General features: G+C 46.4%; 19 protein-coding genes and 1 pseudogene. 15 read left to right on the top strand and 5 right to left on the bottom strand.

Annotated features, from left to right (window positions below):
- Positions 1-59 precede the first annotated feature (59 nt).
- The 4 genes from DW677_RS00105 to DW677_RS00090 all read left to right on the top strand — a co-directional run bounded on the left by DW677_RS00105 (position 60) and on the right by DW677_RS00090 (position 5,485).
- Positions 60-2,420: a UvrD-helicase domain-containing protein gene (locus DW677_RS00105; RefSeq protein ID WP_117566272.1), complete on the top strand. Its 2,361-nt coding sequence runs from the start codon at positions 60-62 to the stop codon at positions 2,418-2,420.
- A gap of 653 nt (positions 2,421-3,073) precedes the next feature.
- Entirely contained in the window at positions 3,074-3,391 is a 318-nt protein-coding gene (locus DW677_RS00100; RefSeq protein WP_015554931.1) for a hypothetical protein, read from the top strand.
- Positions 3,392-3,557: 166 nt separating this feature from the next.
- Positions 3,558-5,225 (top strand): 23S rRNA (uracil(1939)-C(5))-methyltransferase RlmD, encoded by a 1,668-nt coding sequence (rlmD, locus tag DW677_RS00095; protein WP_117566271.1) that lies wholly within the window; start codon positions 3,558-3,560, stop codon positions 5,223-5,225.
- Positions 5,226-5,236: 11 nt separating this feature from the next.
- Positions 5,237-5,485, top strand: coding sequence for a DUF6061 family protein (locus tag DW677_RS00090; protein ID WP_117470680.1), 249 nt, complete (start codon positions 5,237-5,239; stop codon positions 5,483-5,485).
- 65 nt (positions 5,486-5,550) lie between these two features.
- On the opposite strand, the gene DW677_RS00085 is transcribed toward DW677_RS00090, so the two are convergent.
- From DW677_RS00085 to DW677_RS00060, 5 genes are all read right to left on the bottom strand, one after another.
- Positions 5,551-7,029: a hypothetical protein gene (locus DW677_RS00085; protein WP_117566270.1), complete on the bottom strand. Its 1,479-nt coding sequence runs from the start codon at positions 7,027-7,029 to the stop codon at positions 5,551-5,553.
- Positions 7,026-7,586, bottom strand: a complete 561-nt coding sequence (locus DW677_RS00080) for an RNA polymerase sigma factor (protein ID WP_117470678.1) — start codon at positions 7,584-7,586, stop codon at positions 7,026-7,028. Before DW677_RS00080 ends, DW677_RS00085 begins: the two co-directional genes overlap by 4 nt.
- A gap of 692 nt (positions 7,587-8,278) precedes the next feature.
- Positions 8,279-8,920 (bottom strand): sigma-70 family RNA polymerase sigma factor, encoded by a 642-nt coding sequence (locus DW677_RS00070; RefSeq protein WP_177610473.1) that lies wholly within the window; start codon positions 8,918-8,920, stop codon positions 8,279-8,281.
- A complete protein-coding gene (locus DW677_RS00065; RefSeq protein ID WP_117470675.1) occupies positions 8,907-9,746 on the bottom strand; it encodes a helix-turn-helix transcriptional regulator in 840 nt (279 codons plus the stop codon). Before DW677_RS00065 ends, DW677_RS00070 begins: the two co-directional genes overlap by 14 nt.
- Positions 9,747-9,772: 26 nt before the next feature.
- The gene (locus tag DW677_RS00060) at positions 9,773-9,970 is read right to left on the bottom strand and encodes a helix-turn-helix domain-containing protein (protein ID WP_117470674.1); all 198 of its coding nucleotides are present in this window, start codon (positions 9,968-9,970) and stop codon (positions 9,773-9,775) included.
- 229 nt (positions 9,971-10,199) lie between these two features.
- On the opposite strand from DW677_RS00060, the gene DW677_RS00055 reads away from it, so the two are divergent.
- The 11 genes and pseudogenes from DW677_RS00055 to DW677_RS00005 all read left to right on the top strand — a co-directional run.
- Positions 10,200-10,832, top strand: coding sequence for a CHC2 zinc finger domain-containing protein (locus tag DW677_RS00055; protein ID WP_117566269.1), 633 nt, complete (start codon positions 10,200-10,202; stop codon positions 10,830-10,832).
- Positions 10,798-12,117: a phage/plasmid primase, P4 family gene (locus tag DW677_RS00050; protein WP_242990665.1), complete on the top strand. Its 1,320-nt coding sequence runs from the start codon at positions 10,798-10,800 to the stop codon at positions 12,115-12,117. Before DW677_RS00055 ends, DW677_RS00050 begins: the two co-directional genes overlap by 35 nt.
- 440 nt (positions 12,118-12,557) lie before the next feature.
- On the top strand, positions 12,558-12,773 hold the full coding sequence (locus DW677_RS00045; RefSeq protein ID WP_117470672.1) for an LLM class flavin-dependent oxidoreductase: 216 nt from the start codon (positions 12,558-12,560) through the stop codon (positions 12,771-12,773).
- Positions 12,773-13,753, top strand: coding sequence for a MobV family relaxase (gene mobV / locus DW677_RS00040; protein WP_117470671.1), 981 nt, complete (start codon positions 12,773-12,775; stop codon positions 13,751-13,753). The genes DW677_RS00045 and mobV overlap by 1 nt, the downstream gene beginning before the upstream one ends.
- On the top strand, positions 13,746-13,937 hold the full coding sequence (locus DW677_RS00035) for a hypothetical protein (protein WP_117470730.1): 192 nt from the start codon (positions 13,746-13,748) through the stop codon (positions 13,935-13,937). The genes mobV and DW677_RS00035 overlap by 8 nt, the downstream gene beginning before the upstream one ends.
- Before the next feature lie 103 nt (positions 13,938-14,040).
- Positions 14,041-15,723: a recombinase family protein gene (locus tag DW677_RS00030; protein ID WP_117566268.1), complete on the top strand. Its 1,683-nt coding sequence runs from the start codon at positions 14,041-14,043 to the stop codon at positions 15,721-15,723.
- Between the two features lie 269 nt (positions 15,724-15,992).
- Positions 15,993-16,433 (top strand): DUF6075 family protein, encoded by a 441-nt coding sequence (locus tag DW677_RS00025; RefSeq protein WP_117566336.1) that lies wholly within the window; start codon positions 15,993-15,995, stop codon positions 16,431-16,433.
- 22 nt (positions 16,434-16,455) lie between these two features.
- On the top strand, positions 16,456-16,635 hold the full coding sequence (locus DW677_RS00020; protein ID WP_117566267.1) for a hypothetical protein: 180 nt from the start codon (positions 16,456-16,458) through the stop codon (positions 16,633-16,635).
- 20 nt (positions 16,636-16,655) lie between these two features.
- Complete coding sequence (locus DW677_RS00015; protein WP_117566266.1) at positions 16,656-17,441, top strand: AAA family ATPase; 786 nt, start codon at positions 16,656-16,658, stop codon at positions 17,439-17,441.
- Positions 17,425-18,300 carry a ParB/RepB/Spo0J family partition protein gene (locus DW677_RS00010; RefSeq protein WP_117566265.1) on the top strand — a complete coding sequence of 292 codons (876 nt, stop codon included), beginning with the start codon at positions 17,425-17,427 and terminating at the stop codon, positions 18,298-18,300. The genes DW677_RS00015 and DW677_RS00010 overlap by 17 nt, the downstream gene beginning before the upstream one ends.
- 15 nt (positions 18,301-18,315) lie before the next feature.
- A pseudogene (locus DW677_RS00005) lies at positions 18,316-18,534 on the top strand (replication initiator protein A); the annotation flags it as partial.
- Positions 18,535-18,570: the final 36 nt, after the last annotated feature.

Raw genomic sequence — 18,570 nt, 5'->3', positions numbered from 1 at the left:
CAGTATGTGGGAGATACGTGCAGAACCGTCAGCCTCCGGAAACGTGAAAGGGGAACAGAATGAACAATTACGATACATTAAATCCGATGCAGCGGGAAGCTGTCTTCACTACGGAAGGTCCGCTCTTAGTGCTGGCGGGCGCCGGATCCGGAAAGACACGGGCGCTGACGCACCGGGTTGCTTATTTAATAGAGGAAAAGGGTGTGAAGCCCTGGAATATCCTGGCGATCACCTTTACAAACAAGGCGGCGGGAGAGATGCGGGACCGTGTCAACAGCCTTGTGGAATACGGCGCGGACAGTGTCTGGGTCAGCACCTTCCACTCCCTCTGTGTGCGGATCTTAAGGAGATTTATTGAGAATATCGGCTACACGACGGATTTTTCCATCTATGATTCCGATGATACAAAAACCCTGATGAAACAGATCTTCAAGGATCTTGAGGTGAATACGAAGGTATTAAAAGAACGGGGTGTCCTCGGCGTGATCTCCTCCGCAAAGAACGAGATGATCAGTCCGGAAGAATTTATGCTCAGCGCGAAGGCTGAGGGGGATTCGAGACTGAAACGGATTGCGGAGCTCTATATGGAGTACCAGAAACGCTTAAAAAAGAACAATGCCCTGGATTTCGATGACCTTCTCGTAAAGACCGTGGAGTTGTTCCAGTCAAAGCAGGAGGTCTTGGAGTATTATCAGGACCGTTTCCGCTATATTATGGTGGATGAGTATCAGGATACGAATACGGTACAGTTTAAGCTTGTGAGCCTCTTAGCGGCAAAATACCGGAATATCTGCGTGGTGGGCGACGATGACCAGTCGATCTACCGGTTCCGCGGAGCGAATATCAGAAATATCTTAAGCTTTGAGGAGACGTTCCCGGGGGCGAAGGTGATCAAGCTGGAGCAGAATTACCGTTCCACAAAGATGATCCTGGATTCGGCGAATGAGGTGATCAGGAACAACACCGGAAGAAAGGATAAGACACTTTGGACCGAGAATGAGGTGGGCGAGCGTCCGGTGTTCCGGGAGTTCAGCTCTTCCTTTGAGGAAGCGGAGTGGATTGTGCGGGATATCGTGAAGAGAGGCGGACCATGGAAGGATTACGCGATCCTCTACCGCACGAATGCCCAGTCCCGTATATTCGAGGAGAAATGTGTTGCGTACAATCTCCCGTATCGTCTCGTGGGCGGCGTAAACTTCTACCAGAGAAAAGAGATCAAGGATGTTCTCTGCTATTTAAAGACGATCGCCAATGGGCGGGATGACCTGGCTGTGCAGAGGATCATCAATGTTCCGAAGCGCGGAATCGGAGCTATGAGTGTCGCCCGGGTGAACATGTTCGCGATGGAAAACGATATGAGTTTCTATGAGGCGCTGGAGAGGGCGCAGGCTGTTCCGGGAATCGGAAAAGCGGCGTTAAAGATCGGAGTATTTACAGACCAGATCAGCGAGTTCCGGAAGATGTTAAAGGAAGAGACTCCGATCAAGGATGTGATCGAGGCGATCCTTGATAAGACAGGATATCGTGACGAGCTGAAGGAAGAGGGCGAGGTGGAAGCCGAGTCCAGAATGGAAAATATTGAGGAATTGATCAACAAGGCAGTCTCCTACTGGGAGAGCGCCGAGGAACCGAGTCTGTCTGCATTTTTAGAGGAGGTTGCCCTGGTTGCGGACATTGACAGTATGGACGAATCCGAGGACCGGATCATCCTCATGACGCTTCATTCCGCAAAGGGTCTGGAGTTCCCGTATGTGTATCTTGCAGGAATGGAAGATGGTCTTTTCCCGAGTATGATGTCTCTGATGGAAGGACCGGAGGCATTGGAGGAGGAGCGCCGTCTCTGCTATGTGGGGATCACGAGGGCGGAGAAGCGCCTGACTCTGACTGCGGCGAAGAGCCGTATGATAAAAGGGCAGGTACAGCCTGAAAGAACGAGCCGGTTTATTGACGAGATCCCGGATGTGTGTCTGGAACGTCCGGATCAGGATGACTCAAAGACCGGATGGAAGAAAATGGCAGACGCGTACAGGAACCTTCCGGAGGAAGCGGGACTTCCGTGGGCGAAGGCTTCCGGCGCGGATGGAAAAGCGGCTGACGGTCACACCGGAAGATTCCAGAACCGTCCGGCGGGTGTGAGTCTTTTTGGACAGAAATCCGATGCCTATAAGAATCCATATGCCTCCGGGACTTCTGCGGCGCCGAAGAACACGCCGACCTTCGGAAAGGCGTTCACCGTAGAAAAACCGAAGTCTTTGGATTACTCCGAAGGTGACCGCGTCCATCACATGCGTTTTGGTGACGGAACCGTGAAATCCATCGCGGACGGCGGAAAAGATTTCGAGGTCACAGTCGATTTTGATCATGCGACGATCGGGACAAGGAAGATGTTTGCTTCCTTTGCGAAGCTGAAGAAGCTGTAAATAAATTAGCCAAAAGAAATTTAGTATTGATTTTTGGGGGGCAATCGCATATAATTAAAAACAGCTAAGGAAAGTGCTTATATGTCTATGAGTACGCGAAAACCCCCGGAGTGGCACCTCCGGGGGTTTTCTTGCTCTTTGCGGTGAGCCGAACCGTTTAGGCTGTTACTGTCGGTTGTCCCTATCCAGCCATTTGCAAACATAGTAGCCAACTATGCTTGCCGCGACAGAGACAAGGAAAGTGTTTATGTAATCTATAAATACCGCCTCCTTTCTGCTGGAGGTGCGACAGCAGTTTTATTTTATCATGTTTATCTCAGTCGAGAAGCCTCCACCTCTTCAGGTGGTGAGTAATAACAAATTAGTCTCAGTGGGAGTTAGGTCTCCGACTGAGATAAACGCTCCGCGAGGATGCGCAGTGATTCTGTAAAGAATATGTCAGCTTACGCTGACCAGAATCACGCGCCAAGTCTCACAGACGTTCGACTTGAATTGTAGAGCTCCATATACTGCGGTATAAAAAAATGGTGTCTAAAACTATGAAAATTTAGGGATAGTAAAAACCATAAAATCATGATATACTATTACAAAGTATCTGTCCGTGCGGATTATTCTTGTCCGGGGCGGCTGTGAAACAGAAAGGATGTGTGAGGATGAACAAATTCGATACGATGAGTAAAGACGCACTCAGCAAAATGGAAGAGCTTATAAACGCGTCCAAGCTGAATGAACTGCTTCATAAAAAAGAAGAAGAGGATAAGAAAAAGAATTGTATCCTCTGGGTGCTTGCTATCATCGGCGCTGTTGCTGCTGTAGCCGGAATCGCATACGCAGTATATCGCTTCTTTACACCGGATTATCTGGAAGATTTTGAAGACGATTTCGACGATGATTTCGACGATGACTTTTTCGAGGAAGAGGAGGAAACTCCGAAAAAAGCTGTCGAGAAGGATGACGAGAAAGAAGCTTAAGCCGAAATGCTTACAAACACAATGAGAACGAGGCTGTGGCAGGGATCGCTTGCACAGCCTTTTTCTGTGCATAAAAACATATCAGGGAACGAGGCATCGTTTACGCGCTGTGCGATCAGAAACGGAAAAATCCGATTCCCGGCAGAAAAAGGAGTACAAAAATTATATGAAAAAAGGTGAGATCTACACTGGTACAGTGGAAAAGATGGATTTTCCAAATAAAGGAATCCTCCATATCGGAGAGGAAAAGGTAGTTGTAAAGAACGCGCTCCCGGGGCAGACCGTCGAGATCGCGATCTCCAAGCAGCGCAAAGGAAGATGCGAGGGAAGACTCCTTAAGGTCGTGACTCCCGCAGCATACGAAAACACAGAGGGTGCATGTCCTCATCGTGCGGACTGCGGCGGATGTACGTACCAGACGGTTCCTTATGAGGAACAGTTAAAGATCAAGGAGCAGCAGGTCCGGGCTCTTTTAGATCCGGTTCTTCCGGCCGGCTACAATTTTGAGGGGATCAAAGGTAGTCCGTTGACAAAGGCGTACCGCAACAAAATGGAATTTTCCTTCGGAGATGAGTTTAAGGACGGTCCCATGACTCTGGGAATGCATAAACGCGGCAGTTTTTATGATATCGTGACCGTGGACCAGTGTGTGCTGGTGCATCCGGATTGCTGTAAGATCTTAAGAGCGACGTTGGATTATTTTACGGAGCACGGAGCAGTCTTCTATAAAAAAATGGCGCATGTCGGTTATCTGAGACATCTTCTTGTCCGCCGCGGTGTGAAGACCGGGGAGATCCTTGTGGATCTTGTGACCTCCACCCAGACGGAGGGAACATGGAAGAGTGATAAGAATAAGGAAGCGCTGCTTGAGGGCTGGAAAGAAAAACTTCTTGGACTGGATCTGGAAGGCTCTTTTGCCGGAATTCTCCACACAGAAAACGACAGCCTTGCGGATGTGGTACAGAATGACCGCACGGTGATCCTTTACGGACAGGACTTCTTTATGGAAGAGCTTCTGGGATTAAAATTTAAGATCACTCCATTCTCCTTTTTCCAGACCAACTCTCTCGGTGCAGAGGTGCTCTATGAAACAGCCCGCGAATACATCGGTGAGACAGACGGAAGAAAGGTCTTCGATCTCTACAGCGGAACCGGTACCATTGCCCAGATCCTGGCTCCGGCGGCAGAACATGTGACCGGCGTGGAGATCATTGAGGAAGCTGTTGAGGCGGCGAAGGTGAACGCGGCGCAGAATGGACTGACAAACTGCGACTTCATCGCGGGGGATGTTTTAAAAGTATTAGATACCTTAGAGGAACGCCCGGATCTCATCGTTTTGGACCCGCCGAGAGACGGAATCCATCCGAAGGCGCTTCCAAAGATCATCGACCATTATGGATGCGAAAAAATGATCTATATTTCCTGCAAACCAACGAGCCTTGCGAGAGATCTCGTTGTGCTGCAGGCAAAAGGTTATGAGGTCACAAGAGTATGCTGTGTCGACATGTTCCCGGGGACGACGCAGGTAGAGACGGTATGCTTATTGTCCAAACTTAATACAAAGCAGCATATCGAGATTAACTTGGATATGGACGAGCTGGATTTGACCGATGCGGAAAAGAAAGCCACCTACCAAGAAATCAAAAATTATGTGTTGGAGCACAGCGGCTTGAAAGTTAGCAGCTTGTATATCGCACAGGTAAAACAGAAGTGCGGTATCATTGAGCGTGAGAACTACAATAAGCCGAAGTCTGAGGACGCTAAACAGCCGCAATGCCCGCCAGATAAAGAAAAAGCAATCAAGGAGGCATTGACGCACTTCGGCATGATTTAAGGAGGGCGGATATGACGTATTTGATTTCTTGTGAGTTCAACATGGATACCGCTTGTGTGGAACTGAAATTCAACGACGGCAGTATGATTGCCATTGACACCATTGCCGTGGAGAACGAGGTTGCCGACAATATGTATCAGCGGTCAGAGTTGGACTGGCTGATCTACAATGCGCCGTTGGAGTACGCCGATCTGATACTGAACGGCGATCCGGAGAAGTATCTGAAAGCGGTCACGCAGTATAAGCCGTTGGATAGCTGACATGGAAACAGCCCGTAGGACGTCAAAATCCTACGGGCTGTGTTTTCAGCCATATTTTAACTGTATTATCTTCTGTAATTCACAACCTCACCTGTTTTCTCCTGGCTAATCAGCATTCCAGAAGTATCAAAAGTGTATCTGAATACATAGCTTGTGCCGCCAATTGTGAAGGAACTTGTTGCGGGAGAGAAGAATGTGGAGGTAATGCTTTCTACATCCCAAAGTAGATTTCCCGTATCACTCACAGAAAGCTTTCCACCAAGAGACCCGTTGACAGAGTAGTATTCTTGGGGTTTCCCTGCATTAGGCTCACATACCAACAACATTGCGGTGTAGTTGTCCCGTACCATAGGCGTCAGTTCATCACTGGAAATTTCCCAGATGTTATTATCAAACAGATAATTCAATACTCCGGCAATTTCATATCTACCGCCTGCACTCTGATCTTCATTAGCAAGTCTCGGAACAGCGTACGCAGACAAATAGATATTTCCGTTATATTCAATCATATCGGTAATGTAATAGTAAGAATCTTCATCGCCATAGGAGAAGGACTCTGTAATATTACCTTCGCGGTCAACCTTAACGATTTTTGCGTGCTCATTCGTCATATAGCTACCGAGCTGAACCATGTAACCATCTTCAAACCGAGCTGCATTCCAAATCCCGTAGTTACCTACTTCGGCTTTATGGAAGTAGGTTTCTTTTCCATCCACCGTATACTGGCTAAGACAGAAATATTTCAGATCACCACGGCTGATTACGGCATAGCTGCCATCAGCATTTTCCAAAACGGAAGCGATGTATTCATCGTCAAATCCGTTATTGAGCATGTGTTTCCAAACGAGATTACCATCTAAGTCGATTTTAGCCATCCATGCATGGGAAATTTGAGTACTGGACCAAGTGTCGGTTCTACCGTAGGCAATTACACCATCCGATACGATGCTATAATCTTCAATCCAAAAATCGGAAATAGAAACACTCCAAAGCAAGTTATCTCCATCGTATTTCTCGAGATAGCTCTTATCGTGCACCTCTAAGCCAAGAGATTCATCTTCTTTGTATTCCGAATGGTATTTATAGTGTACGCCTGTTTGTGTGGCACCAATAAAACCACCGGTATAATTTTTATAATTCCAAAGATTTTCAATATCCTCTGGTGTTGGATTGTCTTGAACAATCTCGTAACCACCGATATTATCGGAAGAAATACTGTTTCGAATCACTTCGGCGGTCTTAGAATAAGTGAACGACTTCGTTGTAATATCACGATACACTTCCTTAATCTCACCACGAGTAAGTCCTTCCGTAGACATACCATAGTCATTAAAGAATTGAACAGCAGCTTTATATTCCTTTGCTTCAGCAACAACCGCAAAGGAACCGAAGCAAACGGACAGGACTAAGACCATGCAGGCAGCGATTGTACCCCATCTAAACCAAATTGGCTTATTTCGAGATTTCTTTGCAACGGGAGCTGCTTCGGCAATGTGTCGATCATCAATTTCTCCAAAAATGTCTAAAAGACGTTTGTTTTTCATAACGTTATACCTTCTTTCTCCAATACAGATTTAAGTTTACCTCTTGTACGGAAAAGGGTAACTGTCACTTTGCTTTCAGAAAGGCCATATTCATCTGCAATTTCTTTTACGGGACTCATATAAAAATAACGACGAACAAATATTTTTCTTGTTTCTGCTGGGAGTTCATCAAGGAAACGGTCGAGTACATCTCTGATGACCATATTCTCAACAGTATTTACTGCATCTTGTTCAGCAGGGATGCACTCTGATAGTTCGTCGAGAATTAGTGAGGTTTGTCCCGCACCACGCTTTTCAGCAGAGAGCTTTTCCCATTTATTCAAAGATAAATTGCGAGTGATTTTTCCAAGAAACGTCTGCAATTTGCTCGGGCGTTTAGGTGGAATGGAGTTCCATGCTCGGAGATATGTATCGTTGACACATTCCTCCGAATCTTCATCGTTATGCAGAATGCTGTAGGCAATGTAGTGGCAGTATCTTCCGTATTTCTTGGAAGTTTCAGATATGGCTTGTTCGGAACGTTCCATGTAAAGCTCTATGATTTTGCTATCATCCATATCATCACACTCCTTTCGTTTGTATCAAGGCCTTTCACCCTAATACACCGGGGTTACACGCTGTTCACTACACTTTTATTGGAATTTTTTGAAAAATATTTTTGAGATAGCAGACCAGGTACTATCAACAAAAAGTCCGCTATTGTTTTTCTGCCGCAGCAGCGTGACGAGGAAATTTTCTGTGTTGGCAAACACGGAATTTTTGCTCGGCACCCCACGGCACAGGTTGAGATTTTTGCAAAGCCTCTGCAAAAATGAATGTCGTGTGCTGTGGCATTTTCGAGAAAAGGTCCGACATGGTAAAACGCAGTTTTTTCAATGTGGGTACCATTTGTGAGAAAATGATGGGGGTATCCAAAGGGGTGAAATCCCTTGGCTCTGGGTTTCCAATAGGGGTGAGCAGCATCCCTATTGGCACACGATTTTGCTTGCAAAGTCTAGTGTGTTATACCTTTGGCGACCGCTGACGCTGGAAAGGGGCTGTCCCACGCCAGACAGACACTTTTCGGCGGAAGCAGAACAGGCGGATTTTGTGGGCTGAAAGGAACACAAAACGAAGGATTTAGCATGAGCAAAATCCGCCTGTTCGTGTGTAGTTGGCATAGGAAATCTTGAAGCTGTGCGGAAAGATTTTCTGTGACAACGGGGGCGCAAGAGGTATATAAAACCCGCCGCAGCGTCTGTTCCCCTCGTTAGTGAAACCACCACGGCAGTTCCAACCATACGTTATCCAACGCCAGCCTCTCCGTGGATTTCGCTCTGCTCTCTGACAGGAAGAAATGCTCCGCTGTCTCCGTCAAAGGATGCTCTATATTGTCCTCAAATCCGAAACGGTACAACAGATATTCACGCTCTCGATTGCTGATTGCATCAAGGGCGGCGTGAAGTTCTTCGTGCGTTTCCTTTGCAATATAAATCTGTGCGGGATTGGTCATATTGGAATCGGGGACAAAGGCATGACGATCCCGATTTTCAAATTTCGTCACCTCATCCAGACTGACGATCTCGCCCATGTGCTTTGCTTCAAAGGATGTACTCTGACTTCGGATGTAGTCGATCATGGAATTGCGAATTGCCGGAGCTGCGTAAGTCAGAAATTTGTTGCCGCCATCGGGATTGAATTTCTCCACGCATCCCATCAGTCCCAGACAGCCTTCCTGCACAAGATCGTCAAAGGTAACACCGAGTGCCCGATTGACTTCTATCTGTGCGCTCCATATTTCATGCGCCGTCATTTTGATAAAACGCAGATTGTTTTCCACAAGACTGTTCAGCGCATCCATGTTCCCGTTCTGCGCCAGCGCACACAGTTTTTCGTTATCAACTGCCGTCATGTTCATCTTCTGTTGGCTTGACCGTGAGCAGTCCGATCAATGCCTGATTGAATTGTTTTAATGCTTCGGGGTCAACACCCTCCATGCCGCTGACGCTGCCCGTGATCGCTTCGGCAACCATTTCGGGCGTGATATTCGGCTTTGTCACATCCTGCCCCTTTGTCAGCTCTGCGTACATATGCTGTGCCGCTTCTTTGCTCATGGCTTGTGCGTCTGAGACATTGGAGCCGATCTCCTTCTTGATTTCTTTCAACACATTCATAAAGGTGTTCTGAATAGCAGTAAGATCAGCTTGATACATCGGCATCCTTGAAACGCTGACAGTCTTTGCGGCTTCTGTAATGGCTTCTCTATCTTCGGGATGCTGCTTTGCTTCTCCCATCAACAGCGCACTCAATGTGGCATACATCTGATTCTGTGCGGCATATCCGGCAGCAAGGGTATCATCAAAATAATGTGCGATCATATTGGTCATTGCGGCGAAGTTTTTGTTTTCCAGTAAGCGATTGACAACCTCAGCATTGACCTTTCCTGTGTAGAGATTTTTTGCCGCCTGTACCGACAAGCCGAGTTCGGCTATATCGTAATTCATGCGGTCGGGAATATCGGTAACGCCGAGCAGGAAGTCGGTGGATACCTCAAATTCCTTTGCGATCTTTTTGATATTCTCGTCACCGAGTTTGCCTGTTGCATTGCTGATAAATCTGCTGAGTGTGCTGACATCCATTCCAATTTTTGCGGCAAGCTCACTCTGCGTGATCTTACGTTCTTTCATCAAATCCTGCAAACGCTCTCTGATGTTGCCGGATAAGTATTTGCGCTCCATGCTCTGCGCCCCCTTTCCTATTGGCATCAATCTTTTGTTTTTGACTTGATATATTTTCCGCTCTTGACTCTTGCATCGGCGGGCTTCTCTGCATTTTCGGGGATAATCCATCGTCCACCCGCCCTCTGTGCGCCGGGGATGCGGTTTTCATTGCAGAGGATACCGACACGGCGGTGGGAAATGCCCCATTTTTCTGCAACCTCAAAGGTAGAAAGATATTTCATCGGTATTACCCTCCATTCCTGTACTACTTTATATTATATACCACAAGTGGAATAAAATCAATATCATAACTGTGAACAATCGCCGTCCTGCGTTTTGCATTTTTGCAAAATTGCAGGGCGGCTTTTTTGTTTTCCTGCATTTGTGCGTGATTTTTCGGTCTATAGACATTTTCTCCGTATATTCAAGCAGACGAACAAAAGCGTCGAGAAAAATTTATGGAGGAATGCGATGAACATTTATGAAAGCATCAAGGCGGCAATCAGCGTAAAGCAATCCGCCGAACACTACGGGCTGAAAGTGAGCCGCAACGGCATGGCTTGCTGCCCGTTCCACAATGACAGGCATCCGAGCTTGAAGCTGAACGAGGAATATTTCTTATGCTTCGGCTGCGGAGCCAAGGGGGATGTGATCGACTTCGTGGCAAGGCTCTTTGATCTGAGCAGCTACGAAGCGGCGCAAAGACTGGCTGCGGACTTCGGTATCAGCACCGAGCCGGGACAGCCTGTGGCAGTTCCCCACAAGTTAAAGCATCCCTATATCCGTCAGTTCCGGGAGGACGAAATGCTGTGCTTCCGAGTGCTGACGGATTATTTGCATCTGCTGGAAGATTGGAAAGTGTGGTATGCACCGAAAACGCCGGATGATGCTCTGGATGATCGCTTTGTGGAAGCCTGCCAGATGATTGATTATATCGAATATCTGGCAGATATTTTGACCGTAGGTGATCTGGAAGAACGTGTTGCCGTGGTGGACGAGCTGATGAAAAATGGCAAGATCACGTTCCTACAGGACTACACCACAAGAAAGAAAAAGGAGGATATGCGCCATGAGCGAAGAAATGATGCAGACCTCGCCCTTTGAGTGTCCGGCGTGGTTTGACGGAAAGAAAATCAATGAAACTGTATTCTGTGAAGAATTTCTCCGTGATTATCCGATGGTCACGGTGAACGATGCTTTTTTCACGGTCAATGGCAGAGTACACGATGAAAACCGCTTGAAAAAGGTCATCTATGACCGCATCAAGTATTATGTGACCAGCGGCGTTGCAAAGAAAGTCACCAATCTGCTGGATGTCATGCGTATGGAGTGCTGCACCGCAAAGCTATCTCTGTACCAAGACCGTATCCATGTGGCGAACGGCACGTACTATCTGAACGGCACATTCAGTCCCGAAAAGGATTTCTGCCGCAACCGTCTGCCCGTTGCCTATAATCCCGATGCTCCGCAGCCTGTGACATGGCTGCATTTTTTATCCCAACTTTTAGAGCCGGAGGACATTCTGACCTTGCAGGAGTTTATGGGATATTGCTTTATCCCCTCCACCAAGGGACAGAAGATGCTCCTGCTGATCGGTAAGGGCGGCGAGGGGAAAAGCCGCATCGGTATCGTCCTTCGTGCGCTGCTTGGCAGCAACATGAACACAGGCAGTATCGCAAAGGTGGAGACAAGTCCCTTTGCTCGTGCAGATTTGGAACATGAACTTGTGATGCTGGACGATGATATGAAACTGGAAGCTCTCCCCCAGACCAACAACATCAAGGCGATTATCACAGCGGAGCTGCCGATGGATTTGGAGAAAAAGGGACAGCAGAGCTATCAAGGTGATTTGTATGTACGCTTCATCGGCTTGGGTAACGGTGTCCTGCAATCTCTCTATGACCGCAGCGTTGGTTTTTTCCGCAGACAGATCATCCTCTCCACCAAGGAGAAAGACCCGAACAGAAAGGACGATCCCTATATCGCTGAAAAGATGTGCGCCGAAGCGGAGGGCATCTTCCTGTGGGCGTTGGAGGGCTTGCACCGTTTGATCGACAACGATTACAAGTTTACGGTCAGCCAGTCGGCACAGGACAACATGGACGCTGCCGTATCGGACGGAAACAACATCATCGAGTTTTTAAGCTCCGAGGGGTATATCCGCTTCAAGGCAGATTATGAGGTCAGCTCCAAAGACCTGTACGCCGTTTACAAGCTGTGGTGTGATGATAACGCTTTGAGCAGCCTTTCCCAAAAGAGTTTCTGCTCGTTTCTCAAACAGAATGAGAGTCGGTACAACATCGAGTACACCAATAAGGTCAATATCGGCGGCGGGAGGTATGCCAGAGGATTTGTCGGCATCGAGCTTCTGCAAAGACCATTTCTGTAAAAATGATATTGACCCGAAAATACGTGTACCATCCGTACCAAGTGTACCACGGTACAGCAAGTACACTTGGTACACGTACTTTTCAGTCCGTTTCACTATTATTTTTCAATGCTGTTGGCGGATGCCCTGTTTTTGGGCATTGAAAATCAATGGTAATGAAAACAGGAAAGATTTTGACCGCAGAACAAAACCATTTCACGAAATCGTGCTTCTCTGAACAATGTATCCCGCTTACGGAACAATAGGTATTTTCTCTGTTCCAGAGCAAATCACACGGAACAGTAAAGTGGGATATGGTCATATATGGGCAGGACATCACAAGCAAAATTCTGAACGGATTTCAGAGATTGCAGATTTTCACTAATCGGTGAAATGGGTATGCCGTAGGGCGTACCGTTTTCGCCGCATTACAAACAAAATTTATGGAGGATTTTATCAATATGAATGTACGCAACGAAATAAAGGCACAGATCATCCGTACCGGAATGACTATGCAGGAAGTTGTTGACCTGCTCTCGGACGAGTACGGATGGAGCGACAGCGTTTCCAATCTGTCCGCAAAACTACAGAGAGAAAGTATCCGATACAAGGAAGTCGTGGAGCTTGCCGATGTGCTGGGCTACGACATCGTATGGCAGAAAAGGAGGGGCAAATAATGGCAAATGCACAGTACGCTATTTTAAGATTTGCGAAATACAAGGGACCGGAGATCAGCGGCATTGAAGCTCATAACGAGCGCACCAAGGAGAAATACGCAAGCAATCCAGACATTGACCCGTCCCGTACACACTTGAATTTCCATCTTATCAAGCCCGAAAGGAAGTACAGAGCTGAATCCGAGTGTCAGATTGCAGAAGCCGGATGCCGCACACGCTCGGACAGCGTTCGTGTGGTGGAAGCTCTCATAACCGCTACGCCGGAGTTTTTCAAGGGAAAGAAACGAGCTGAAATCCGTGAGTTCTTCAATGAAGCGTTGGAGTTCATCAAGCAGAATCAAGCTCCCGAAACGATCATATCCGCTGTGGTGCATCTGGACGAGAAATCGCCCCATATGCACCTTTGCTTTGTACCTCTGACGGAGGATAAAAGGTTGTGTGCCAAGGAGATTTTAGGGAACAAAAAGAAGCTGACACAGTGGCAGGACAAGTATTGGGAACACATGGTAAAGAAATATCCCGATCTGGAACGTGGCGAAAGTGCCAGCGAGACCGGGCGTGACCACATCCCCACAAGGGTATTCAAACAGATGGCACGTCTGAACAAGCAGCATGACAAGCTGGCAGAACTGCTCTCCGATATGAAGTTCACGAACTACAAGGAGCGTTCGGCACAGATTGCGGCGTTTCTTGAAAAGTATATCCCCGATGTTGCCGCTATGGAAACGCAGATGAAGAAATACAAAAAGTTCTTCAAAACAGCGGACGGCAAACAGAAAGCGTTGGAAAAGAAAAATGACGAGCTGACCGCCGCTCTGGAAAAGAGCGAGAAAGAAAGCACCGTCAAGAAGTTGCAGGAAATGCGGCTGCATAGCGATTATGAGCGCATCAAGGGCATTCTTGACCGCATCCCGCCGGAGATCATTCGAGCATATACACATCGTGACAGCAAAACGCAGGAGGTACGCCATTATAGATAACAGAAAAAAGGATGAATGGAGCGGCTTTGCCGATTTACTTGCCAACTTAATAGAGAAATATGCGGCGGTTCTGGATATTGAAAATCTTCCGGAGCCGCCGATTTGTTTGGACAGCGAGAAAAAAGAAATTGTAAACAATTCCAAACTTTTTGAGGAATCTATTGAAAAAACGGACATTGCATGATATAATATACGTGTGATAAGTGTCCAAACCTACTCTGAGAGTGATTTCGGAGTAGGGGTTACATAACGGTGCTGCATACGGCGGCACGAATGAGGATAACGATATGAAAAAAGACAAGATAAAAGTATATATTTACACGAGAGTATCCACCACGATACAGGTGGATGGATACTCTCTGGATGCTCAGAAAGCCAGAATGAAAGCATTTGCCGAGTACAATGACTATAAGATTGTCGGTGAGTATGAGGATGCCGGTAAATCCGGTAAGTCCATCGAGGGCAGATTAGAGTTTAACCGCATGATGGAGGACATCAAATCCGGCAAGGACGGTGTTTCCTATGTGCTGGTGTTCAAGCTCTCCCGTTTCGGCAGAAATGCGGCAGATGTGCTGTCCACCTTGCAGGTTATGCAGGATTTCGGTGTCAATCTGATCTGTGTTGAGGATGGTATTGATTCCTCCAAGGATGCAGGAAAACTGATGATCTCCGTTCTGTCAGCGGTTGCCGAGATCGAGCGTGAGAATATCCGTGTTCAGACGATGGAGGGCAGAATCCAGAAAGCCCGTGAGGGCAAATGGAACGGCGGCTTTGCTCCTTATGGATATACGCTTGAAAAAGGCAAGCTGTATGTGAATGAGGAAGAAGCAGAAGCAATCCGCATCATCTTTGACAAGTACGTGCATACCGACATGGGCGCAAACGGTCTTGCCCGATACCTCGCCAATCATGGCATTGGAAAAATCCAAAGACAGAACGGCAAGAATCCTCTGTTTGATGCGGCGCTTATCCGCAGGATACTGAAAAATCCTGTTTACTGCGGCAAGATCGCCTATGGCAGACGCAGGACGGAAAAGGTGCATGGCACAAGAAACGATTACCGTCTTATTGAACAGGACAACTATCTGTTGGTCGATGGTCTGCACGAAGCACTTGTTTCCGAAGAACTCTGGCACGATGCACAGGTGAAATTGGTTGCCCAGGCAAAGAAATACGAGAAGGTCAACCATGGTAAGGATAACAAGGTGCATCTGCTGACAGGCTTGCTCAAATGCCCGATCTGCGGAGCCGGTATGTACGGCAATAAGAGTGTCAAGCACAAGGCAGACGGCACGAAGTACAAGGATTTCTACTACTACGGCTGCAAACACCGCACCATGACCCGTGGTCACAAGTGCGACTATAAGAAGCAAATCCACGAAGAACTCTTGGAAACCGCTGTCGCAGAGGTGATTACCAAGTTGGTCAGCAATCCGAAGTTTGCCGCTTTGATGCAGCAGAAAATCAGCATGAAAGTGGATACTTCCGCTATCGAACAGGAGATTGCAAACTACGAAAAACAGCTTCGCCAGAGCTATTCCATCAAGTCCCGATTGATAGAGGAAATTGATACACTTGACCCCGATGATAAACATTACATCAAACGCAAGGCAGACCTTGATGATCGTCTTTACAAGATGTATGATAAAATCGAGGATACGGAGTCTCTGCTGATTGAAGCCAGAGCAAAGAAAATGGCAATCGAAGCTGAAAAGCTGACTGCCGATAATATCTACAAAGTTTTGATTTACTTTGATAAGCTGTACGCCGTGATGGATGAACAGGAACGCCGACAGCTTATGGAGTCGCTGATCTCCGAAATCCATATCTTTGAGGAACGGAAGCCGAACGGACAATGGCTGAAATCCATCAAATTCAAGCTCCCGATCATAGAGGAAGATATGGAAATAAGTTTGGACAACGATACACAAGTTGAGACTGTAATTGCGCTACACAGAAAAAATATGTAGAAATCCTTGAATTTACTTACTTTGTGAGGTTTTTTACTTTTAATACTGTGGGCGAAAATCATAAAGAAAAAGTGCTTATGGACCGAATTCGTGTGGTTGTAGCGTTGAATCTCGACACGTGAGACACAATAATTTTGAATAAATAAAAGTGAACAGTGTTATCAGATTAACTGGTAAATGGTAGGGATACTTAGAAATGAGTGTCCCTATTTTTTATAGGGCATTCCATAGGGGATGCCTTTTTCAATACACGAAGGAGGTTATTGATGATGAAAGGTACAGCGTTAGGAGCAGAAAACAGAGAGATGAACTTTATGAACAATGCACATGAAAAATTCTACTACGAAAAATTAAAAGAGGTACGGTATCAGGATGTGTATCACAAGGCATTGGTATATTGCCTTGGAGTGAACCGGGATACGAGAGAGCATATTGATCAGATTTATGATTTTAAAACCGGATATGTGAAAACAGAATGCCTGCGGGAAGGCTGGCAGACCAGTGGAAGCGTTAAGGCAATCCGAATGGCTTTTAATCTATACTGCGATGGTGCGCCCAGCGTAGACGATTATCAGGACACAGAAGACCAGCTGCAGGAATGTAGCCAGTATAACGTGGAAGAGTTGTTTTGTTGTTCTTACGCACCATATTTCTGGCAGGCAATCCAGATCCGCTATCCGGAGTACACAGCAGAAAATAGGGGACTTTGAGACCCTGCGGAGGAATGGATAAATGTTAAAGATAAGGGTAATGGGAACAAAGAATGACATCGCATGGTTCCAGAAAATTATCATGCGTCATCCGAAAATTGAGGTAATGGAGTTATCGGAGCTTTATAGCAACAAAGGAACCAGGCAGTATTACCGGGCCTATGCTGAAATTAAAAAGAGCAATGTAAAAGAAAAACAGTAGAAGAACAGGAGAATTTGATCATGTGTAAAGTAATCGTAATTGCAAATCAGAAGGGTGGTGTTGGAAAGACCACCACAAGCATCAATCTGGGAGTTGGACTGGCAAGACTGGGACAGAGAGTTTTATTGGTGGATGGTGATCCCCAGGGACATTTAACTCTTGGCTTGGGATTTCCCAAAAATCTCAGAGTGACTCTGAAAAATATGATGGAAAATATTGTCATGGGAATTGAGTTTGATCCACGGGAAGCAATATTACATCATAAAGAGGGCATAGATATTATTCCATCCAATAAATTGCTGACTGGAATGGACTTGTCTTTGATTACGGTGGAAGACCGGGAACAGGTCCTTAAAGAATACCTGGATTTGCTGAAAGCAGATTATGATTATATTATCATTGATGGTATGCCATCTCTCGGAATGCTGACGATTAACGAAATGACGGCGGCAGATAGTGTACTGATACCAACACAACCCCAATATTATGCCTCTGACGGCCTTACAGAGCTTTTGAAGGTCTATAAGGCAACGAAGGCACGATTTAACCCTAAAATGGAAATAGAGGGCATTTTGTACACGATGGATGTGAGTCGATATAACAATTCCAAACGAAATAAAAAAGCAATCAAGGCAGCTTATGGAAATGAACTGCGGATATTTAATGATTCCATTCCCCGGTTAGAACCAATTTCAGAGGCAGCTTCAGAAGGTGTCAGTATCTTTACCTATGAGAAGAATGGAAAAGGGGCAGAAAGCTATCAGAAACTTGCACAGGAGGTACTGAACCATGCGAAAGAGAAATAAAGAGATTCAGCTGACTTCCTATGAAGATCTTTTGGGAATGGATACCGTTGCCAATCAGGTAGCCGGACAGCTGTTATATGTACCGTTGACAGATCTTTATGAATTTAAGGATCATCCATTGAAAGTTCTGGATGATGAAAAAATGCAGGAAACGGTGGCGAGCATAAAAAATTACGGTGTTCTGACACCTGGAATTGTGCGGCCACGTCAGGATGGTGGATACGAGATTATTGCCGGTCATCGGAGAAAACGAGGCTGTGAACTGGCTGGGATTGCAGAAATGCCGGTATTCGTCCGAAATTATAATGATGACGAAGCAACCATTATTATGGTGGATACCAATATTCAGCGAGAAGATATTTTACCAAGTGAAAAAGCCAGGGCATATGCCATGAAATATGAGGCAATGAAACATCCGGGAAAAAAGGGCGTTGGAAACAGCCTGGATGAAGTCGGAAAAAAGGCTGGTGAAAGCGGAAAGACGGTTCAGCGTTTCATATGGCTTGCACGATTGAATGATGGACTTTTGGAACTGGTGGATCGTAAAAAGATCGGTATGGTGCAAGGAGTCGATATTTCATTCTTGAACAAGAAATACCAGGGCTGGGTTCTGGAAGTCCTACGGGAGACTGGGGTGGTAATGACTACCGCACAGTCAGCGAAACTAAAGGAGTACGGAAAAAGCCAGGAACTGACAATGGCAATGGTGCGGTTGATTTTATCAGAAGAAAAGCCAAAAAGCCGGAAAGTGACCATTAAGGCAGATAAAATTGGCCAGTTTTTTCCGGAAGATTATTCCAATGAGCAGATTGAAACAGTTATTTATGAACTGCTGGAGGAATGGAAAAACAGGCAGTAAAGGGGGCGGAGACAGATGAAAGGCAAAATAAACTTTGACTACTATTATGGGATCGAGGCCGAACAATTTGCATTTTATCGTGTTCCGCGCCTGTTGATTAAGGATGAACGCTTTAAGGGGCTTAGCAGCGATGCTAAGCTCCTGTACGGCCTGATGTTGGACAGGATGTCCCTGTCTATGAAGAATGGCTGGCTGGATGAGGAAAACCGTGCCTATATCATTTATACGGTTGAAGTGCTATACTAACGTTGTAACAGTAGTGGCTAATAA

It is taken from the genome of Clostridium sp. AM25-23AC (genome assembly GCF_003435125.1).
GTDB lineage: Bacteria > Bacillota > Clostridia > Lachnospirales > Lachnospiraceae > Pilosibacter > Pilosibacter fragilis.
The sequence above is the reverse complement of the archived record's forward strand: the minus strand, read 5'-3'. Positions and strand labels throughout refer to the sequence as shown.

Bases quoted from the DNA above. Each gene is read 5' to 3' on its own strand.
- DW677_RS00025 (WP_117566336.1), top strand. From the start codon at position 15,993: ATGAAAGGTACAGCGTTAGGAGCAGAAAACAGAGAGATGAACTTTATG.
- DW677_RS00055 (WP_117566269.1), top strand. From the start codon at position 10,200: ATGAACATTTATGAAAGCATCAAGGCGGCAATCAGCGTAAAGCAATCC.
- DW677_RS00065 (WP_117470675.1), bottom strand. From the start codon at position 9,746: ATGGAGCGCAAATACTTATCCGGCAACATCAGAGAGCGTTTGCAGGAT.
- DW677_RS00050 (WP_242990665.1), top strand. From the start codon at position 10,798: ATGAGCGAAGAAATGATGCAGACCTCGCCCTTTGAGTGTCCGGCGTGG.
- DW677_RS00060 (WP_117470674.1), bottom strand. From the start codon at position 9,970: ATGAAATATCTTTCTACCTTTGAGGTTGCAGAAAAATGGGGCATTTCC.
- DW677_RS00010 (WP_117566265.1), top strand. From the start codon at position 17,425: ATGCGAAAGAGAAATAAAGAGATTCAGCTGACTTCCTATGAAGATCTT.
- DW677_RS00080 (WP_117470678.1), bottom strand. From the start codon at position 7,586: ATGGATGATAGCAAAATCATAGAGCTTTACATGGAACGTTCCGAACAA.
- DW677_RS00105 (WP_117566272.1), top strand. From the start codon at position 60: ATGAACAATTACGATACATTAAATCCGATGCAGCGGGAAGCTGTCTTC.
- rlmD (WP_117566271.1), top strand. From the start codon at position 3,558: ATGAAAAAAGGTGAGATCTACACTGGTACAGTGGAAAAGATGGATTTT.
- DW677_RS00100 (WP_015554931.1), top strand. From the start codon at position 3,074: ATGAACAAATTCGATACGATGAGTAAAGACGCACTCAGCAAAATGGAA.
- DW677_RS00030 (WP_117566268.1), top strand. From the start codon at position 14,041: ATGAAAAAAGACAAGATAAAAGTATATATTTACACGAGAGTATCCACC.
- DW677_RS00020 (WP_117566267.1), top strand. From the start codon at position 16,456: ATGTTAAAGATAAGGGTAATGGGAACAAAGAATGACATCGCATGGTTC.
- DW677_RS00070 (WP_177610473.1), bottom strand. From the start codon at position 8,920: ATGACGGCAGTTGATAACGAAAAACTGTGTGCGCTGGCGCAGAACGGG.
- DW677_RS00045 (WP_117470672.1), top strand. From the start codon at position 12,558: ATGAATGTACGCAACGAAATAAAGGCACAGATCATCCGTACCGGAATG.
- DW677_RS00090 (WP_117470680.1), top strand. From the start codon at position 5,237: ATGACGTATTTGATTTCTTGTGAGTTCAACATGGATACCGCTTGTGTG.
- mobV (WP_117470671.1), top strand. From the start codon at position 12,773: ATGGCAAATGCACAGTACGCTATTTTAAGATTTGCGAAATACAAGGGA.
- DW677_RS00015 (WP_117566266.1), top strand. From the start codon at position 16,656: ATGTGTAAAGTAATCGTAATTGCAAATCAGAAGGGTGGTGTTGGAAAG.
- DW677_RS00085 (WP_117566270.1), bottom strand. From the start codon at position 7,029: ATGAAAAACAAACGTCTTTTAGACATTTTTGGAGAAATTGATGATCGA.